This is a genomic window from Hymenobacter antarcticus, assembly GCF_039539545.1.
In the GTDB taxonomy this organism is placed as follows: Bacteria; Bacteroidota; Bacteroidia; order Cytophagales; family Hymenobacteraceae; genus Hymenobacter; species Hymenobacter antarcticus.
Window position 1 is genome coordinate 35802 of sequence record NZ_BAABDI010000028.1, and the last position, 18461, is coordinate 54262.

Sequence of the window (18461 nt, forward strand, 5' to 3'; positions counted from 1 at the left end):
GTTAAGAGTTTATCACTGGTAATGCAGGGGTTAACTCTTAACTTTTCACTCTCAACCCTTACTGGTCCCACCACACTTTTTGAGTAAAGAATTTGGGGCTCAAACCATTAATGCCATCCGGGCCCACCAGGCCCTGCACGCGGGCCGTATTCAGCGTCACTTCGGTGGCAGCGGGCAGCAGGCGGCGCGGGAACTGGCCACCGGCATCGGCGCTGGCCCCGGCGGGGAACACCAGGTTGGGGTAGATATCGGGGCTGAAATCATAGCGGCGCATGTCCGTCCAGGCTTCCGGGTTCAGGAACATGGCAATGTATTTCTGCTGCATGATGGCACGCGGCACATTGGGCGCCGTGGGCGAGGCCAGCTCGGCTTCGGTTTGGGCCACGGCGCCGCTGGCCAGGTAGGCCGTAATCTGGGCCGGGGTGATGGTCGGGAACGTAACGGCCGGCGGCGTGAACGTGCCGCCCACGCCAATCTTGGTCATGTGCGCCCGGATGCCCTCGCGGTAAGCGGCCAGCGCCACCGTTTTCTGGTTGGCCAGGAACGCGGCTTCGGCCTTGATGAACTGGAGCTCGTGGTAGGTAATAACATCCATGTAGCCCAATTCGCGGGCGTACCAGGAGCTGTAGAAGTCGGTGAGCACACTGGTGGGCAGGGGCCCGCCGCCGCGGCCGGGGTCGGCCCCAACGCTGGTGGCGGTGGCCAGCACGGGCAGGCGCGGGTCAATCACACCGGTGAAGGTGCCGCCATTCAGGAACTTGATAAAATTGGCCCCGTAGGTGAAGGTGTTGAAGTTGGCGCGGGTCTGGCCGAAGTAGTTGGTGGTGTTGGCCAGCGGGGCCACTACCGGCTGAAATTGCAGCACGCAGTCATCGAGCGAGCTTTGAAACCCTTTGGAAGCATAGTCCAGCACCTTGGCGGCATCGTACTTCGCGCCTTTTTTGGTGAGGTGCTGCAGCTGCCGGGCCTTGAGCGACCAGGCCAGCCGCACCCATTTCGAGGCATCACCCTTGTAGAGAATGTCGCCATAGAGAATGGGCGCGGCCGAATAGAAAGGCCGCTTGTTGTCGGAAGCCGGCTTGCTCATTTCCACGATGCCCTCGTCGAGCAGCTTATCGATGTCGCCGTAAAGCTGCTCCTGCGGGTCGTAGACCGGCGAGAAATTCTTCTCGCCCTGGAACGCCTCGCGGTACGGAATATCGCCGAGCATGTCGGTGGCGTGGGACAGAATCAGGGCCATCATAATCTTGCCGGCCCCCACGTAGTAGGGCGAGCCCTCGGCCTCGGCCAGCTTAATCATGGGCGGAATGTTGCCGCCCACCAGAAAATACGTGTTGTTGAAGGTGGCCGTGCTGAAAGCGTTGGTAAAGAAATACTGGTCAATGCCGCCGGCATTGGCCGAGCGCGAGGCCACGTTCTGCGTGATGGCCGACACCCGCTGCTCCGAGAAATACTGAATGGCCAGGCCATTGCTGATAATACTCGGCAGCAGGAAGTTGGGCGTGGTTTCGGTGGGGCTGTTGGGGTCGGTATTTTTGTCGAGGAAGCTCTCGCAGCTCGTGAGCGCCGGGCCCGCCAGGGCCAGGGCCAGTAGAATAAGCAGCTTTTTCATATAGTCGGTTTAGAAAGTCGGATGAAGCAATTGGGGCGTCATGCTGAGCTTGTCGAAGCATCTCTACCGCGCAACGCAATCCAATCGACAGGATTACTACTGCGGTAGAGATGCTTCGCTACGCTCAGCATGACGTTCTATTGAAAAATGGCTTAGAACGTGGCGCGCACGGCCATGTCTACGCCCCGGGTGGCGGGCACGCCGCCGTAGTCGAAGCCGCCCGAGCCGCCGCCGCGCACGCCCGAGCCGGCCGCCGCCACCTCGGGGTCGGAACCGGTATAGTTGGTGAACAGCAGCAGGTTGCGGCCGGTCACGCTCAGCTCCACGCCCTTCACTACTTTGGAGTTACCCAGCCATTTCATGGGCAGGCCGTAGGTGAGGGTGGCGTAGCGCAGGCGCGCCCAGTTCACGTCTTCGACAAACAGGCCGCCGGCCGCGCCCAGAATGTCGCGATAGTAGGTCTGGGTAGCTTCCACGGCGCGGGTGTTGGGCACGTAGGTTACGGTGCCGCTGGGGTCGGTCACGGCCACTACGCCGTTAATCACAATGTTCTGGTAGCGGTCCAGGGTGCGCTCGCTCTGGCCAATACGGGTCGCGTACTGGGCGTTGCCGTTGTACACTTTACCGCCCTTGCGGAAATCCCACAGGAAGGTCAGCACCAGTTTTTTGTAGCTCAGCGTGTTGGTTATCTGGGTGGTGAAGTCGGGAGCCCGGTTGCCCAGGTAGGTGAAGGCGGGGTTCAGAGAAGGGTAGCCGTTGGCGTTGATGAGCACCTGGCCGTCGGGCGCGCGCACCAGGTCGGAGCCGGCAATGCCGCTGATGGGCCGGCCGGGAAAGGCCGCGCCCTGCACGTAGTCGGACACCGAAGCGTCGGACTGGGCCACGATGCCCAGGCCCACCGGCAGCTCCGAGCTGTTGCGGTTGGTGAAGAAGTTGGCCCCGATGTCCCAGGTCAGGCCGTTGGGCTGGCGCACGGGCGTGCCGCTCAGGCTGATTTCCAAGCCCTCGTTCACCACGGTGCCGCCGTTCAGGTATTGCAGAATGAAGCCGGTGGACTGGCTCACGCGCGGGGCAATGAGCTGGTCGGTCGTGGTCTGGCGGTACACGGCCCCATCGAGACGGAGGCGGTTTTTGAAGAATTGCAGGTCCAGGCCCAGCTCGTAGCTGCGGGTTTGCTCGGGGCGCAACAGCGGGTTCGAGCCGAAAAAGCCGTTGCGGAAACCGCCGCCGATGAAGGTGTTGGTCGTCAGGGGCGATACCACGCGGTACGGGCCGGTGTCCTTGCCCACCTGCGCGATGGAAGCCCGCAGCTTGCCGTAGCTCAGAATCGGGTTCTGGTCGAGGTTGAGGGTGCGCGAGAACTCCCAGCCCACGGCTGCCGAGCCGTAGCCGAAGCCTTTGCCGAAAATCTTGCCCACATCGGGGCGCGGCAGGGTCGACGACCGGTCGTAGCGTCCCGAAACTTCCACCGTTACCTGTCGGAACAGGTCGAGGTTCACCCGGGCGAAATTGCCGATGATGGCCCGCTGCGAAAAGCGCTGGAGCACGTTGCGAACAGTGGTATTGTTCACGCTCACAAAAGTCGGGTTCTGGAAGAAAGTACCAATGAAGTCGTTGGTCTTGTTCTCGTTCAGCTCCAGAGAGTTGCCCAGCAGCAGCGAGCCCCGGAAGTTTTCGCTGAACTGGTGCGTGAGCGTGGCCACGAGGTTGGAATTCACAATCTGGTTGAAGTTCACGCTTTCGGCCAGGCCGCCAAACTCGTTGCCCACCTGCGAGGTGCCCACGGCCCGCACCGAGCGGGTGCGCTCCTGGTAGAAGTCATTACCCAACACGTAGTTGAAGTTCAGCCACTTGGTGGGCGTGTAGCCCAACGTCACGTTGCTAAGGAGGCGGTTGGTGCGGTCGGACTGCGGGTTGCGCTCGGCGCTGAAGTAGGGGTTGTCGGGGTCGCCGCCGGATGTGGCCGCGCCCAGCAGGCGGCGGCGCGTGCCGTCGGGGTTTTCATAAATCCGGGCATCGTCGTTGCGCGGCCAGTTCAGCAGGCTCAGGTAAAAGCCGCTGGGTTGGGCCGAGTTGCCGAACAGGCCCTGGCCCTGAAACGGCCGCTCGCCGCCCGAGTTGATGTAGTTGGCCGAGGCCCCCGCCGTGAGCTTGGGCGACAGCTGCACCGTACCCGAAAGCCGCACCGACGACTTGTCGTAAGTGCTATTGGGCACGATGCCGGTCTGGGTGAGGTTGGAGGCCGAGAGGAAGAACGTCGCCTTTTCCGTGCCGCCCGATAGGGTGAGGTAGTTCTGGAAGTTCCGGCCCTTCTCGAAAAAGTTGCCCAGGTTGTCGTAAACCGTTTCGTTCGGCCCGAAGCGCGGGCCCCACGAGGTGCGCACGCTGGGGTCGAAAACGCCGCCGGTGCCCTGCTTATACACGTTTTGCAGGGTGGGCAGGCGGTTCACCTCGTCAATGGAATACTGGGTGCGGTAGGTGATGGCCGTGCGGCCGGCGCTGCCCTTTTTGGTGGTGATGATGACGGCCCCGTTGCCGGCGCGCAGGCCGTAGAGGGCCGAAGCCGCCGGGCCTTTCAGCACCGTCATGCTGGCCACGTCTTCGGGGTTGATGTCGGAGGCGCGGTTGGGCGTGCCGGCCGAGCGGCCCAGCAGGCCGTTGAAGCCCGAGCCCCCACCCGGCACCGTCGATTCGGCAAACGAGGAATTGTCCATAATCACGCCGTCGATGACGAACAGCGGCTGGTTGTCGCCATCGAGCGAGTTGCCGCCCCGGATGACGATGCTGGAGCCCTCGCCCGGCGCCCCGCCCGAGCTGGTGATGCTCACGCCGGCCACTTTGCCCTGCAAGGCGTTCACGATGTTGGACTGCCGCGTGTCGATAATTGCCTCCCCCGATACCTGCTGGGCCCCGTAGTTCACCTCGCGGCGCTCCTGCTTGATGCCCAGGGAAGTGACGATAACCTCATCGAGCGCGGCGGTGCTTTCCTTCAGCACGATGTCCACGGCCCCATCAGCCCCCACGGCGCGCTCCTGCGAGGCGTAGCCGATAAAGCTGAACACCAGGGTGGCCCCCGGCGCGGCCGATACCGCGTAGCGGCCGTCGGCCCCGGTGGTGCTGCCGGTGGTGGTGCCCTTCACCAGCACGGTCACGCCGGGCAGGGGGCTTTGGTCGGTGGCGGCCGTCACGAGGCCCGTCACGGGGCGGGCCGTCTGGGCCCAGCCGGGAGGCGCGAGCAGCACGCCGAGCAGCAGCAGGAGTAGCCAGTATTGTGTTTTCATAGAATGGAAATTTGGGTGGGAAGTGAAATGAAGCGTGTGACTATGAACGAAAAAGCCGGAACCCGGTGGCACACGATGGCCTCGGGTTCCGGCCAGAGCCCGGCGGGTACGGCAGCGCATTGCGGCGACGAAAGCTAGGATTCAGCATTGGCGAGTCGGGAATTGGCACGGACAAATGTGACCGCAGCTTCAAATGTGCGAAATATCCGGGTAATATATCGAAGGAACCGGCAAAATTATCAGCCCGAGCATCCACCCATAATTTAATAAAACCTCGGATTAGTAATCTAAATCGCGTCATATATAAATTTTTTCAAATAAAAATCGGCTTCGGGATTTAATTAATCATCTGGATTAAGTGTCATAAATAATTATTTTTTTATAGTGTTCAGGCCTTACGCATTTGGTCTGTCAAAATAGGCGAAAAGAGATAACAGCCTAGCATTAAAGCATTGAAAATCAAAAAATAGACGCAAATTGGCGGCACTCGCCATTGCACCAGCAGGCCGCCGCTTTGGCCAGCCCGGGCCGGGCGCGACCGGCACCGAGCGCAACTGTAATTCCTTCCTTTACTCACGCGTGGAGCGCGAAAACAACCCACCCACGCCCGTCGCCCCGGTGATTTAGGGGGAGTGGACCGCAGTGTATGTCGTGAGTCGGCTGGCATGCTGGACTGTGCGAGGCCTGACAGACGATTTTTTAATTGGTAATTAGCGCTTCTCTCCACCCTGATTCCTCTTTCCCACTCCATGACACCTCCAAATTCCCACCCCGCTCCCATTGCCGCCACCGTTTACCCCGACTCGGAAGCAGCCTCGGCGGCCGTGGCCGAGCAGATTGCCGACCTTATCCGCAGCCGTGCGGCCGATGGCAAAACCTGCGTGCTGGGCCTGGCCACGGGCTCGTCGCCCACCCGGGTGTACGAGGAGCTGGTGCGCCTGCACCGCGAAGAAGGCCTGAGCTTCCAGAACGTGGTCAGCTTCAACCTGGACGAGTATTACCCCATGCTGCCGGGCTCGTTGCAGAGCTACGTCCGCTTCATGCGCGAGTACTTATTCGACCACGTTGACATCCGCCCCGAGAATGTGCATGTCCCCGACGGCACCGTGGCCGCGGCCGACGTGGCCGAGTACTGCCGCCGCTACGAAGCGCAGATTCGGGCGGCCGGCGGCATTGACTTGCAGCTGCTCGGCATTGGCCGCACCGGCCACATTGGCTTCAACGAGCCCGGCTCCGGCCCGGCCTCGCGCACCCGCCTCATCACCCTCGACCACGTCACGCGCACCGACGCGGCCTCGGACTTTTACGGCGAGGAAAACGTACCGCGCCGCGCCCTCACCATGGGCGTAGGCACCATATTGGAAGCCCGGCACATCGTACTCATGGCCTGGGGCGAGGGCAAGGCCGCCGTGGTGAAGCGCATGGTGGAAGGCGACGTAACCGACACCGTCCCGGCTACTTACCTCCAGCGGCATCCATCCGTGCAGGTGGTGCTGGACGAAGCCGCCGGGGCCGAGCTCACGCCCCGCAAAACGCCCTGGCTGCTGGGCCTGCCCTGCAACTGGCATGACCCTGCCCTGGTGCGCAAGGCCCTGACCTGGCTGGCCCGCACCGTGACCAAGCCCATTCTCAAGCTCACCGACGAGGACTACAACGAAAACGGCCTCTCGGAGCTGCTGGCGCAGTCCGGCCCGGCCTACGACATCAATATTCGGGTGTTCAACGAGCTCCAGCACACCATCACGGGCTGGCCTGGTGGCAAGCCCAACGCCGACGACACCAACCGCCCCGAGCGCGCCGAGCCGTTCCCGAAGCGCGTGCTCATCTTCAGCCCCCACCCCGACGACGACGTGATTTCGATGGGCGGCACCCTGCTCCGCCTCGTCGACCAGGGCCACGAGGTACACGTCGCCTACCAGACGTCGGGCAACATTGCCGTATTCGATGAGGAGGCCTTGCGCTTCGCGGATTTCGCGGCCGAGTACGACCTGAATTTTCAGCAGAACGACCCGGCCGGGGAGCAGTTCTACCAGCGCGTTTCTGATTTTCTGCGCGACAAAGCGCCCGGCCAGGTCGACTCTGAGGAAGTGCAGCGCCTGAAGGGCGTGATTCGGCGCGGTGAGGCCCGGGCCGCCCTCCGCTACGCTGGCCTCGACCCCGCCACCCGCGCCCACTTCCAGGATTTGCCCTTTTACGAAACCGGCCGCGTGCGCAAAAAGCCGCTCGGCGACGAGGACATTCGCCTCACCATGGAGCTGCTGAATCGCATTCAGCCCCAGCAGATTTACGCCGCCGGCGACCTGAGCGACCCGCACGGCACCCACCGCGTGTGCCTGGCGGCCATTTTCCAGTCCATTCAGCAATTGAAAGCCGCCGGCACGCCCTGGCTCGACGACTGCTGGGTGTGGCTCTACCGCGGGGCCTGGCAGGAATGGGACATCGACCAGATTGAGATGGCCGTACCGCTCTCACCGCAGGAGCTCACGCGCAAGCGCCGCGCCATCTTCAAGCACCAGAGCCAGAAAGACCGGCCGCTCTTCCCCGGCGCCGACCAGCGCGAGTTCTGGCAGCGCGCCGAGGCCCGCAACCGCACCACCGCCAAGCTGTATGACCAGCTGGGTTTGCCGGAGTATGAGGGTATTGAGGCCTTTGTACGGTGGGAGTTTTAAGGGCGGTCACAGGAAATTAACCCGTCATGCTGAGCGCAGCCGAAGCATCTCTACCTCAATACTAATTCAATCGATTTGAATAGTCATGCGGTAGAGATGCTTCGGCTGCGCTCAGCATGACGGTCTTTTACATTTGCTGGACTTCACGTGATGCATCCCTTACCATTGAACCCCTACCTCGCCCGCCTGTGCCACCTGGCCAGCCAGCCCAGCCGCCGCATCATCGGCCTGATGTCGGGCACCTCGCTCGATGGGCTGGATGTGGCCCTGTGCCGGCTCGAAGGCCACGGTCCCGGCACCCGGCTCACCCTGGAGCATTTCGCCACCGTACCCTACGATGCCGACACCCGCGACCGCATCCGCACGGTGTTTGCCCGCGAGCAGGTGAGCCTGGAGTACCTCACCCTGCTCAATCCCTGGCTGGGCCAGCTGCACGCCGCCGCCGTGCTGCGCTGCCTGCGCGAGTGGCAAGTCAGCCCCGCCGAAGTTGACCTGGTGGCCAGCCACGGCCAGACCGTGTACCACGCCCCGCAACACCAGCACCAGCGGCCCGACTTCCCGCACAATGCCACCCTGCAGCTCGGCGACGGCGACCACGTAGCCGTGGGCACGGGCATCATCACCTTCAGCGACTTCCGGCAGAAGCACGTCGCCGCCGGCGGCGAAGGCGCACCTCTGGCCGCCTACGGCGACTTCCTGCTCCTGAGCAGCCCCGCCGAAGAACGACTGCTGCTCAACCTCGGCGGCATCGCCAATTTCACCTACCTGCCCCGCGCCGGGGGCGATGCCAGCACGGCTTTCAGCACCGATACCGGCCCCGGCAACACCCTGCTCGACAGCATAATCCGCACTCATCGACCCGAATTGCAGTACGACGAGGACGGCCGCCTGGCGCTGGCCGGCCGCCTGCATCCGGGCCTGCTGGCCGCCCTGCTCGACCACCCATTTTTTGCCGCGCCCCTGCCCAAAACCACCGGCCCCGAGCTTTTCGGCGCGGCCTATCTGGCGGCCGCGCGGCAGCGCAGCAATACCACCGAGCTGGCCCTGGAAGACACCCTGGCCACCCTGGCCGAGCTGAGTGCCGTGGGCGTGGCGCGGGCCGTGCAAGCCGCTTTTGCCGCCCGCCCGGCCCCGGCCGCCGTGTACCTGAGCGGCGGCGGGGCGCACAACCCGGCCTTGCGGGCGGCCCTGGCGCGCCATCTTCCACTGGCGCACTTCGCTGCTACGGATGAGCTGGGCGTGCCGGGCGATGCGAAAGAAGCCATCCTGTTTGCCGTGCTGGCCAATGAGGCGGTGGCGGGCCAGCCCCTGAGTATTGGGGCGGGCCGGCAGCGCGTGCCGGCCGTGAGCATGGGCAAAATTTCTTTTCCGGGCTGAGAAATAACACGTCATGCAGAGCGAAGCGGAGCATCTCTACCTCGGAAGTAATTTATGCTACCACAACGAAGCGGGAGAGATGCTTCGACTCCGCGGACGCCAGATAAGCATGACGTTTTTTCAAGCTAAAATCACCTAGCAGTCCCATGCAGCGAACCACTAAGGCAGCCGAAGCCACCACCGGCACCCTTCCCCTGGCCGAGGCCTCGCAGCCCGGCCGGCTCATTAGCCTCGACGTGTTTCGGGGCCTCACCGTGATGGCCATGATTCTGGTGAACAACCCCGGCGACTGGGGCCACATCTACCCGCCCCTGGAGCACGCCGAATGGAACGGCTGCACCCCCACCGACCTCATTTTCCCGTTTTTCCTGTTCATCGTGGGCGTGAGCCTGGTGTATGCGCTCGATGGGGTGAAGCGCCAGGGCGGCCCCCAGGGCGCGGTGCTGTGGCGGGTGCTGCGGCGGGCCGCCGTGCTTTTCGGACTGGGCCTGCTGTTGTCGCTGTACCCCAAGTTTGACTTCTCGGTGGTGCGGGTGATGGGTGTGTTGCAGCGCATCGCGCTGGTGTTTCTGGGGTGCGGCTTTATCTTTCTGAAAACCAGCTGGCGCACCCAGGTTTGGCTGCTCATCGGCTTTCTGGTCGGCTACGCGGTGCTGATGCAGCTGGTGCCAGTGCCCGGCTTCGGCCCGGCCAACCTGGAGCCCGCCACCAACCTCGGGGCCTGGCTCGACCGCCTGGTTTTCGGCGAAGCCCACCTCTGGAAACAAAGCCGCACCTGGGACCCCGAAGGCCTGCTTGGCACCCTGCCGGCGCTGGGTACCGGCCTGCTGGGCGGCCTCACCGCCCAATGGCTGCGGCGGCGCGACCAGGAGCCGGCCGCCAAAGTGGCCTGGCTGTTCGTGGCCGGCGGGGCCATCACGTTGCTGGGCCTCATCTGGGCCCCGTGGTTTCCCATCAATAAAGCCCTGTGGAGCAGCCCCTACGTGCTCTACACAGGTGGGCTGGCCATGGCCGGGCTGGCGGCACTCTATTGGATATGCGACGTGCAGGGATACCGCGCCTGGACGCGCCCGGCGCTGGTCTACGGCGTCAATGCCGTGCTGGTGTTCTGCCTGTCAGCGCTGCTTTCGCGCACGTTCGGCCTGTTCAAGCTGGCCTTGCCAACCGGCAAAACCGGGGGCCTGAAGGAGTGGCTCTACGAGTGGGGCATCGCGCCCTACTTCCACGACCCGCGCAATGCCTCGTTGGTGGGGGCTTTGCTGCTGATTCTTATCTGGTTTGGAATTCTGAACTGGATGTATCGGAAAGGCGTGGTGGTGAAAGTGTAAACAACCCCTTGAGCCCACTAACGACCTGCTGTTACGCGCGCCAGCCTGGTAATGCGTAACAGCAGTTACTCATGGACGCGTTCTGTTTGAGCGACTTATGGTATTCTTCCACTTTCCACCTTCTTTGGTAAATCGCGGTGAGCTGTGCCTGGTTCAGGTCGGTGTCGCTGCTGACCAGATACAAGATTCCCTGGCTACCATCTTGGTTTGTAAAGACTTGTCTGCTTACGAGCACTTCCTCCCGGACGGACCGCAAATAGACGCGCAGGGGCTGCGTATCGGGAAAGACCAGCGTCTGCACGGCCTGAAACTGGCCCGCAGCCCGCGCCTGGGCGCTCAAGGCCACGGTGCGGCTGCTTTCCAGGGCAAAGACGAAATGGTGGCCCAAGGCCCGCACCAGGTGCATGTTCTCGGCCGAGGCGTACCAACTATCGGCCAGCAGGTAACGGTAGGCCACCTGTTGTTGAGCCACGCGCAGCAGTTGCTGCAGATACTCGTTCTTGGTCGTCGGACTTTGGTAGGTGGTCAGGTGGGTTTTGGGGTGATAAACCGGCACGGTCTTGCGCACGAGTTCGACCCCGATGGGCACGGACAACGCGCCCGCCTAGTAGAGCAGGCTGACAAAGTTGAGGCCCTTAACATAGCGCTGCTGGCTATGGTCCCAATGCGTACAAATCAGCTCGTTGGCATCGGTATGCGCCTTTTCCAAAATCGAATCATCGACCACGAGCACGGCAAAATCCGTGGGCGGGCGTTGCGCTTCGGCCTGGCGAATCAGCGGTTTGGCATGCCGCCACACCTCGGCCAAACTCCAGTCGGCACTACTCAGCCAGCGGGTGATATGGTCATGGCTCATCTCCCCGTCCAGTAGCCGCGACAAGCCAGTGGCCGTCGTCGGACCCGTCGAGCTCAGCAAATAATCCGTGTATAGGTCCAGCGTGCAGGTCGTCATAAACCACCTAAACGAGCAAATCCAACTTTTGACTGCGTAACATCAGGTATCAGTACAGCTGGCAGCGGCCCGTCGCGGCCGTGCAGGCCATGCTCGACCCCACCTGGCAGCCGCTCCTGGCCACGCCCCCCTTCCCCGAGTTCGTGTCGGGCCACTCGGCGCAGTCCGGCGCGGCGGCCCAGGTGCTGGGCGATTTGTTCGGACCCCAAACGGCTTTCATCGACAATACCCACCAGGCCCGGGGGGCCGGCTACGAGCCCCGCTCCTTCGCCAGTTTCGCCGCCTTTGCCGACGAGGCTGCTAGTTCGCGGCTCTACGGCGGTATTCACTTCCGCAGCGGCAACGAGGTGGGCCTGAGCGAAGGCCAGAAAGTGGGGCGCAACGTGAGTGCCCTGCGCTTCAGGCGCTAGGCTGGCTAGCCCTTAAAACGTGATGCGGGCTGAAGTCGAAGCAGGAAAGCTCCTTCGACTTCAGCCCGCGTGACGTTCTTTACGGCTCGGACTTAGAGCGGTTTTCAGGTTGGTGTATGTGTAGCGCGGACTTTGTAGTCCGCGTTTGCTTCGTTCAGACGCGGACTACGAAGTCCGCGCTACGTTCCAGCCCGTACACCGGTTCCAAAACCGCTCTAGTTACTTTTTTATGAAAATTCTGATTATCGGCGGCGGCAACATGGGGCTGACCTATGCCCGCAGCTTTGCCCGGGCCCACATCACGTCCCGGCTCGATTTGCGACTGCTGGCCCGCTCGCCCGAGCGGGTGGCGGCCCTGGCCGCCCACGAAATAGGCACCGTGTGGGGCCACCCGGCCGAGTGTGTGCCGGGGGCCGACCTGCTCATTCTGGCCGTGAAGCCCCAGGACTCGCCGGCTCTTTTTGAAACCCTGCGCGGGCTGGTGCAGCCGCGGCAGGTGGTACTCAGCATCATGGCCGGCGTGCGGATTGATACCTTGCGCGAGGCCCTGGGTACGCCCAAAATCATTCGGGCCATGCCCAACCTACCGGCGCAAATCGGCATGGGCATGACGGCCTTCACCAGCACCGACGCCGTGACCCGCGCCGAGCTGGTGCAGGTACAAAACCTGCTTTCGACCACTGGCAAAACCGTGTATGTGGAAGAAGAAGCCGCCATCGATGCCAGCACGGCCATTTCGGGTAGCGGCCCGGCCTACGTGTACTACTGCATGGAGGCCCTGATGGCGGCCGCCGGCCAAATGGGTTTCACCGGAGCCGAAGCCGAGCTGCTGGTGAGCCAGACCTTCCGTGGGGCCGTGGAGCTCTACTCGCAGTCGGGCCTGAGCTGCGAGGACTGGATTGCCAAAGTAGCCTCCAAGGGCGGCACCACCGAGGCGGCACTGGGGGCTTTCGGGGCGGGCCAGGTGCGGGCCGGGTTGATTGCGGGAGCCAGCGCGGCCCGGGACAGGGCCGAGGAACTGGGCAAATGAAAAAGACGCTGCGCTGGGTTGCCAAACCGGACTCTTTGCTACATTAGCACTCCTTTTCACCTTTCTCCTTTTCCGGTTATGCGCCTGCTACTCATATCCTTATTCGTAGGCCTGGCCAGCCTGGTCGCCCGGGCCCAGGGTGCCATCAGTGCCACCGCCCCTACCGATGCCGATGTGGTGAACCGCGAGCTGGGTAAAGGCAAGGGCCAGCTTGGAGCCACGCCCGTGGCAGGCAGCTCATTTCTGCTGCCTTATTGGACGCGCGGCACCGTGAAAATGACTTCCGGCACCGTGCCCCAGCCTTGGCTGAAGTACGACCTGCACAGCGACCGCCTGCTCTGGCGCCGCCCCAGCGGCGACTCGTTAGAGTTAAATACCAGCGCGATGACCGAATTCTCGCTCGGCGACTCGCTACACGGCACCCGCTACTTATACCGCCGCTACCTCGATGCCCGTATCCGGGAGCTGCCGCTGCGAACGGCCTTTTTTGAGGTGCGCTATGATGCCGGCCGCTCTGCCCTGCTGCGAAAGCGCAGCCGCACACTTTTCCACACCAACAATGGGCCTTCGCTGGCCGGCCGCAGCAGTGACCGGTGGGTTGAAACCAGTGTTTTTTACCTCAAAAACACCGACAACACCATTGAACCCATTCGCCTGAACTCCAAGGCCGTGCTCGCGGTGCTGGGCAAAGCCCAGGCACCCGCCCTCCAGGCCTACATCACCCGCGAAAACCTCGACCTGAGCGCCGAAGCCGATATTGTGAAGCTGCTGAAATACTACGATTCCCTGTAGCCAAACCTTAATCAAACCGTCGGAAGTACGGGGCCAGGCGGCCCCGTACTTCCGACGGTTTCGTTTTGGGCTGAGCCTGGTTAGGACCTGGCTGGGATTTACGCCACCGAATAGCCCGCGAACTCCTTGCGAAGCTGCGTTTTGAGCAGCTTGCCCGTGGCCGTATGCGGCAATTGCTCCACAAACGCCACGGCATCGGGCTCGCAGAATTTGGCCACTTTGCCCCGGAAAAACGCCAGCAGCTCTTCCCCCGACACTTCCATGCCGGGCCGGCGCACCACGATGAGCAGCGGCCGCTCGCTCCACTTGGCGCTGGGCACGCCAATGACGGCGGCCTCGGCCACGGCGGGGTGCGCGATGGCCAGGTTCTCCAGGTCGATGCTGGAAATCCACTCGCCGCCGGACTTGATGACATCTTTTGAGCGGTCGGTGATGTGCATGTAGCCGGCGGGGTCGATGGTGGCCACGTCGCCGGTCCGGAACCAGCCGTCGGCGGTGAGCTCGCCGGGCGTGTGGCTGCGGAAATAGTCGCGCACCACCCAAGGCCCGCGCACCAGCAGGTCGCCGAAAGCCTCGCCATCGTGCGGCAGCTCCTGGCCGTCATCGCCCACAATCTTCATATCGACCCCAAATACTGCCCGGCCCTGCTTGGCCCGCAGGGCCAGGCTGTCGGCCGCGTTCAGGCCCGCGTGTTTGGCCTTGAGGTGGCCGGCCGTGCCCAGTGGGCTGGTTTCGGTCATGCCCCAGGCGTGCATGATGGTCACGCCCAGCTCTTCCTCAAAAGCCTTCATCAGGGCCGGCGGGCACGAGGCCCCGCCCACCACCGTGCGCCGCAGCGTGCTGAAGCGACGCTGGCCTTCGCGCATGAATTGCAGCAGTGCCAGCCAGATGGTGGGCACCCCCGCTGAGAACGTTACTTGCTCGGTTTCAAATAACTCAAACAGGCTGGCACTGTCCATGCCCGCGCCGGGCAGCACCAGCTTCGCACCATTGAGCGGGCCGGCGTAGGGCAAGCCCCAGGCGTTGACGTGGAACATGGGCACCACGGGCATCACCACATCGGTGGCCGAGCAGTTGAGGGCATCGGGCAGCGAAATACCCAGGGCGTGCAGCACCGTGGAGCGGTGCGAGTAGAGCACGCCCTTGGGCTGGTCGGTGGTGCCGGAGGTGTAGCAGAGCGAGCAGGCCGTGTTTTCGTCGAAGGTGGGCCAGGCGTAGTCGCCGGTTTCGGTTCCCAAGAAGTTTTCATAGCTGCACAGGCCGGGCAGGGCCGAGTCTTTGGGCAGGTGCTCGGGGCCGGCCATGAGCACCCATTTTTCCACGGTGGGGCACACGGGGGCCAGGCGCTCTACCAGGGGCAGAAAGGTGAGGTCGAAGAACAGCAGCCGGTCTTCGGCGTGGTTGATGATGAACACCAGCTGCTCGGGAAACAGGCGCGGGTTGATGGTGTGGCACACCGCCCCGATGCCGGCTACGCCATAGTACAGCTCGAAGTGCCGGTGGGTGTTCCAGGCCAGCGTGCCCACCCGGTCGCCGTTCTCGATGCCGAGTTTCAGCAGCGCCTGGGCCAGCTGCTTGCTGCGGTGGTTGGCCGCGGCGTAGGTGTAGCGGTGGATACCGCCCTCGGGCAGCCGCGACACAATTTCGGTATCGCCGTGCCATTTGGCGGCGTGCTCAATAATCGTGGCCACACGGAGCGGCTCGGCCATCATCAATCCTAGCATAGGGAGCGGAGTGGGAAGTAAAAGATGGCCGTAAGGTAGTAGCCCTTTGTCCATTTTCCGCAGGGCACCGAGGTATTCCCCACTACCGCACCGCCTCAATCGCCAGCTGCAGCAGCGACGAGCGTACGCTCAGCTCCGTCAGCTTATTGTTGGCGCGGCTGGGATGCACGCGGTTGGTGAGCAGCACTACCACCAAATCCTCCTTGGGCTCGACCCAGAAGTAGGTGCCCGTGAAGCCGGTGTGGCCGTAGCTGCTTTGAGAGGCGCTTTTGGCCGAGTTCACGCTGGGGTTGGCGGCAGGGCGGTCGAAGGCCAGGGCGCGGCGGTTGTCGGGGCAAAACTGGCAGCTGGTCCAGTTGGCCAGAATTTCCTTATCGAAGAGCTGCTGGCCGCCGTAGCGCCCGCCCCAGACGTAGGTCTGAGCGAGCTTGGCCACGTCGTTGGCATCGCCAAACAGGCCGGCGTGGCCCGAGAGGCCGCCGAGCAGGGACGCACCTTCGTCGTGCACCGTGCCGTGTAGCAGCTGCCGGCGGAAGGCCGAATCAACTTCCGTGGGCACGACACGAGCCAATGGGAACCGGCGCGTGGGCCGGAAGCCCAGCGTGGTAGCGCCCAGCGGCCCGTACACTTCCCGCTGCAAATAGGCATCAAGCGGCAGCCCCGAGCGGGCCTTCACCAGCTCCGGGTAGAGGATGAACGAGAGGTCGGAATACACGTAGCCGGGCTTTTCATTCAGCGGCGACTCCCCGATTTCCTTATAGATACGGGCCGGCAGGCTCTGGCGCGCCCACAGGCCCTGGGCCACCGGCAGCGGGAAGCGGGCCGACGAATCGGCCCGGAAATAGTGGCGGCGCAGGGCCCCGTTCTTCTTCGTGAGCTCCTTCCAGAACGGAATCCAGGCCTTGAGGCCGGCTTGGTGCGCCAGCACATCGCGCATCTTCAGATTGGCCTTGTTGGTACCGCGCAGGAAGGGGAAATAGCTACCCATCGTGCTATCGGGACTGAATTTGCGGTCGGCCTGCAGGCGGAGCAGCGCGGGCGTGGCGGCCATCAGCTTGGTCATGGAGGCCAGGTCGTAGAGGTCGTCGTTGCGCACGGGGCGCGGCCTGGACACTTCGTTTAATGAGGAATTAGGGATGAGGGATGAGGGGTTTTTCTGCTGGCGGGCCGCCTGCTTCGCTTGCCGCTTAGCCGCATTTCTTCCTTTAAATTCTTCATTCTTACTTCTTACTTCTTCATTGCGGGCAAAGCCCGCGTACGTCTGGTTGCCGTAGCTTTTGCGCAGCACCACCGTGCCGCGCCGGGCAATAACCACCTGCGCCCCCGGAAAGGCCTGAGCCGCCAGCGCCCGGCCCACCAGGCTGTCCACGCGGGCTTCGAGGCGGCCGTCCATGCCCGCGTCTTCGGGGTTGGCGTAGCGCAGGCGATAGTTGCCAGCGGTGCGCAGCCCGAAGCCCCGCGGGAGCTTATCCGACACCGTGACGGGCAGCCGGCCAGTGGCCGCAATGCCGCCAAAAATGGCCTGCGCGGCCAGGCTCTGGGCATTGGCGCTTTCCTGGTAGGCCAGAATAACGGCGGCGGCGCGGTCCAGGTCGCGCACCTTGGCCACGGCGTAGGCCGAGCCAAACACGCTGAGCACCAGCTGCTGCTTCTGGTCGAGCAGCTCGCGCAGCAGCATGTTGGTTTCGGGCGTGATGCCGAAGCTGGTGGCCGGCAGCCGGCCGAGGTTCTGCAATGAAACCAGAATGAGGTTGTAGGGCTTCAGGCCAGCGCGCAGCTTCATCAGCTCATCGAGCGTGGGCGCGGCCGTGGCGTGAAAGTGGGCCGTGGGCGCGTAGTCGGCCACGGTTTTTTGGAAATCCGTGGTGTCGCGCGGGCTGCCGCCCAGCACCAGCGTGGCAATGCGCAGCGTGTCGAGGCGCTGCAGCGGCAGCAGGCTTTTCTGATTGCGCAGCAGCGTGATGCTCAGCTCGGTGAGGCGGTGGCTGAGGTACTGGGCGTGGGGCGCGTTGAGGTCCTCGTACAGGTTTTTGGTGTTGATGGGCCGGTAGTGGTTCAGGCCGGCCCACTGCTTGAGGGCCAGCACGCGACGGCAATGCTCGTCAATTTCTTTCTGCGAAATCCGGCCGCTGTCCACGGCGATACGCACCATCCGGAGGGCAAGCGGAATGTTCTTGCTGAACTCCAGAATGTCGTTGCCGGCCATGAGGGCGCGCACGTCGGCCTCGCCGGGCGGAAACATGCTGATGACGCCCTTCATGTTCATGGCATCGGTGAAAACCAGGCCTTTGAACCCCATCTCCTCGCGCAGCACCCCCGTAATAATGGGCCGCGACAGCGTGCTCGGGCCCAGCACCGTGTCCAGGGCCGGCACGTTGAGGTGGGCCACCATCACACCGCCCAGGCCACCGGCCATGAGGCTGCGGAAAGGCGGCAGCTCCAGCGAATCGAGGCGGCGGCGGTCGACGCGCACCGTGGGCAGGGCCAGGTGCGAGTCGGCATCCACGTCGCCGTGGCCGGGAAAGTGCTTGGCCACGGCCAGGATGCCGGCGTCCTGCATGCCATTCATGTACTGGCGGCCATCGCGGGCCACGGCGGCCGGGTTTTCGCCCCAGCTACGGAAGCCGATGACCGGATTGGCCGGGTTATTATTCACGTCGACCACCGGCGCGAAGTTGACGTGCATGCCCAGGCGCTTGAACTGTCGGGCCACCTCGCGGCCCATATCGTAGAGCAGCATGGTGTCGGCGGCCCCGCCCAGGCTCATTTGGTACGGGAATTTCACCACGCTGTCGAGGCGCATGCCCGCGCCCCACTCGCCGTCCATGGCCACCAGCATCGGCACGCGGGCCTGGCTCTGGTAGCGGTTCAGCAGCCGCGCCTGCCGGCCGGGCCCACCCTGGAAAAAGATGAGCCCCCCGATACCATACTGCTGAATGAGCGTCGAAATAGAGTCCTCGTCAATGCGCTTGCGGTTGGAGTAGGCGGCCACCATGAAGAGCTGCGCGGCCCGCTGGTCGGGCGTGAGCACGCGCATCAGGCTATCGACCCAGGGCGAATGCAGGTAGCGGGTGAAGGCCGGGGCGCCGGGGGCCAGCACCGGGCGCGGAGGAGCTTTTTTGGCCCCATTGGCTCTGGGCCGGGCCGGAGCGGGCGTGGTGCGGCGCTGGGCATTGCCCAGCAAGGGTGCGGCCAGCAGCCAGCTCAACAATAAATACTTGAATATTGACAAGGCCTGATACGTTTTCGAAAGGGTGTTTTTTACACGAAAGTAACACGAGCCTGC

The 18461-nt window shown here is 63.5% G+C and carries 10 protein-coding genes and 1 pseudogene; 6 read left to right on the forward strand and 5 right to left on the reverse strand.

Features of this window, described 5'->3' with window-relative positions:
• Positions 1-58 precede the first annotated feature (58 nt).
• The gene (locus ABD819_RS16890; RefSeq protein ID WP_345126165.1) at positions 59-1612 is read right to left on the reverse strand and encodes a SusD/RagB family nutrient-binding outer membrane lipoprotein; all 1554 of its coding nucleotides are present in this window, start codon (positions 1610-1612) and stop codon (positions 59-61) included.
• 152 nt (positions 1613-1764) lie between these two features.
• Positions 1765-4893: a SusC/RagA family TonB-linked outer membrane protein gene (locus tag ABD819_RS16895; protein WP_345126167.1), complete on the reverse strand. Its 3129-nt coding sequence runs from the start codon at positions 4891-4893 to the stop codon at positions 1765-1767.
• A 749-nt stretch (positions 4894-5642) separates the two neighbouring features.
• On the opposite strand from ABD819_RS16895, the gene nagB reads away from it, so the two are divergent.
• From nagB to ABD819_RS16910, 3 genes are all read left to right on the forward strand, one after another.
• On the forward strand, positions 5643-7562 hold the full coding sequence (nagB, locus tag ABD819_RS16900) for a glucosamine-6-phosphate deaminase (RefSeq protein WP_345126169.1): 1920 nt from the start codon (positions 5643-5645) through the stop codon (positions 7560-7562).
• Between the two features lie 150 nt (positions 7563-7712).
• A complete protein-coding gene (locus ABD819_RS16905; RefSeq protein WP_345126196.1) occupies positions 7713-8939 on the forward strand; it encodes an anhydro-N-acetylmuramic acid kinase in 1227 nt (408 codons plus the stop codon).
• Between the two features lie 146 nt (positions 8940-9085).
• The gene (locus tag ABD819_RS16910) at positions 9086-10267 is read left to right on the forward strand and encodes an acyltransferase family protein (RefSeq protein WP_345126170.1); all 1182 of its coding nucleotides are present in this window, start codon (positions 9086-9088) and stop codon (positions 10265-10267) included.
• A 70-nt stretch (positions 10268-10337) separates the two neighbouring features.
• On the opposite strand, the pseudogene ABD819_RS21585 reads toward ABD819_RS16910, so the two are convergent.
• A pseudogene (locus ABD819_RS21585) lies at positions 10338-11219 on the reverse strand (transposase); the annotation flags it as partial.
• Between the two features lie 89 nt (positions 11220-11308).
• Between ABD819_RS21585 and ABD819_RS16925 the strand changes: the two are divergent.
• The 3 genes from ABD819_RS16925 to ABD819_RS16935 all read left to right on the forward strand — a co-directional run bounded on the left by ABD819_RS16925 (position 11309) and on the right by ABD819_RS16935 (position 13451).
• Positions 11309-11629, forward strand: coding sequence for a phosphatase PAP2 family protein (locus tag ABD819_RS16925; RefSeq protein WP_345126173.1), 321 nt, complete (start codon positions 11309-11311; stop codon positions 11627-11629).
• A gap of 229 nt (positions 11630-11858) precedes the next feature.
• A complete protein-coding gene (gene proC, locus ABD819_RS16930; protein WP_345126175.1) occupies positions 11859-12659 on the forward strand; it encodes a pyrroline-5-carboxylate reductase in 801 nt (266 codons plus the stop codon).
• Between the two features lie 78 nt (positions 12660-12737).
• Positions 12738-13451 (forward strand): hypothetical protein, encoded by a 714-nt coding sequence (locus ABD819_RS16935; RefSeq protein ID WP_345126176.1) that lies wholly within the window; start codon positions 12738-12740, stop codon positions 13449-13451.
• Positions 13452-13549: 98 nt separating this feature from the next.
• Here the strand turns inward: ABD819_RS16935 and ABD819_RS16940 are convergent, their stop codons facing one another.
• Entirely contained in the window at positions 13550-15175 is a 1626-nt protein-coding gene (locus ABD819_RS16940; RefSeq protein ID WP_345126178.1) for a 3-(methylthio)propionyl-CoA ligase, read from the reverse strand.
• A gap of 82 nt (positions 15176-15257) precedes the next feature.
• Positions 15258-18407, reverse strand: a complete 3150-nt coding sequence (locus ABD819_RS16945; RefSeq protein WP_345126179.1) for a serine hydrolase domain-containing protein — start codon at positions 18405-18407, stop codon at positions 15258-15260.
• Positions 18408-18461 lie beyond the last annotated feature (54 nt).

Excerpts from the sequence above, each read along its gene's own strand:
- ABD819_RS16905 (WP_345126196.1), top strand. The coding sequence starts at position 7,713 with ATGCATCCCTTACCATTGAACCCCTACCTCGCCCGCCTGTGCCACCTG.
- ABD819_RS16910 (WP_345126170.1), top strand. The coding sequence starts at position 9,086 with ATGCAGCGAACCACTAAGGCAGCCGAAGCCACCACCGGCACCCTTCCC.
- ABD819_RS16935 (WP_345126176.1), top strand. The coding sequence starts at position 12,738 with ATGCGCCTGCTACTCATATCCTTATTCGTAGGCCTGGCCAGCCTGGTC.
- proC (WP_345126175.1), top strand. The coding sequence starts at position 11,859 with ATGAAAATTCTGATTATCGGCGGCGGCAACATGGGGCTGACCTATGCC.
- nagB (WP_345126169.1), top strand. The coding sequence starts at position 5,643 with ATGACACCTCCAAATTCCCACCCCGCTCCCATTGCCGCCACCGTTTAC.
- ABD819_RS16925 (WP_345126173.1), top strand. The coding sequence starts at position 11,309 with ATGCTCGACCCCACCTGGCAGCCGCTCCTGGCCACGCCCCCCTTCCCC.
- ABD819_RS16890 (WP_345126165.1), bottom strand. The coding sequence starts at position 1,612 with ATGAAAAAGCTGCTTATTCTACTGGCCCTGGCCCTGGCGGGCCCGGCG.
- ABD819_RS16895 (WP_345126167.1), bottom strand. The coding sequence starts at position 4,893 with ATGAAAACACAATACTGGCTACTCCTGCTGCTGCTCGGCGTGCTGCTC.
- ABD819_RS16940 (WP_345126178.1), bottom strand. The coding sequence starts at position 15,175 with ATGCTAGGATTGATGATGGCCGAGCCGCTCCGTGTGGCCACGATTATT.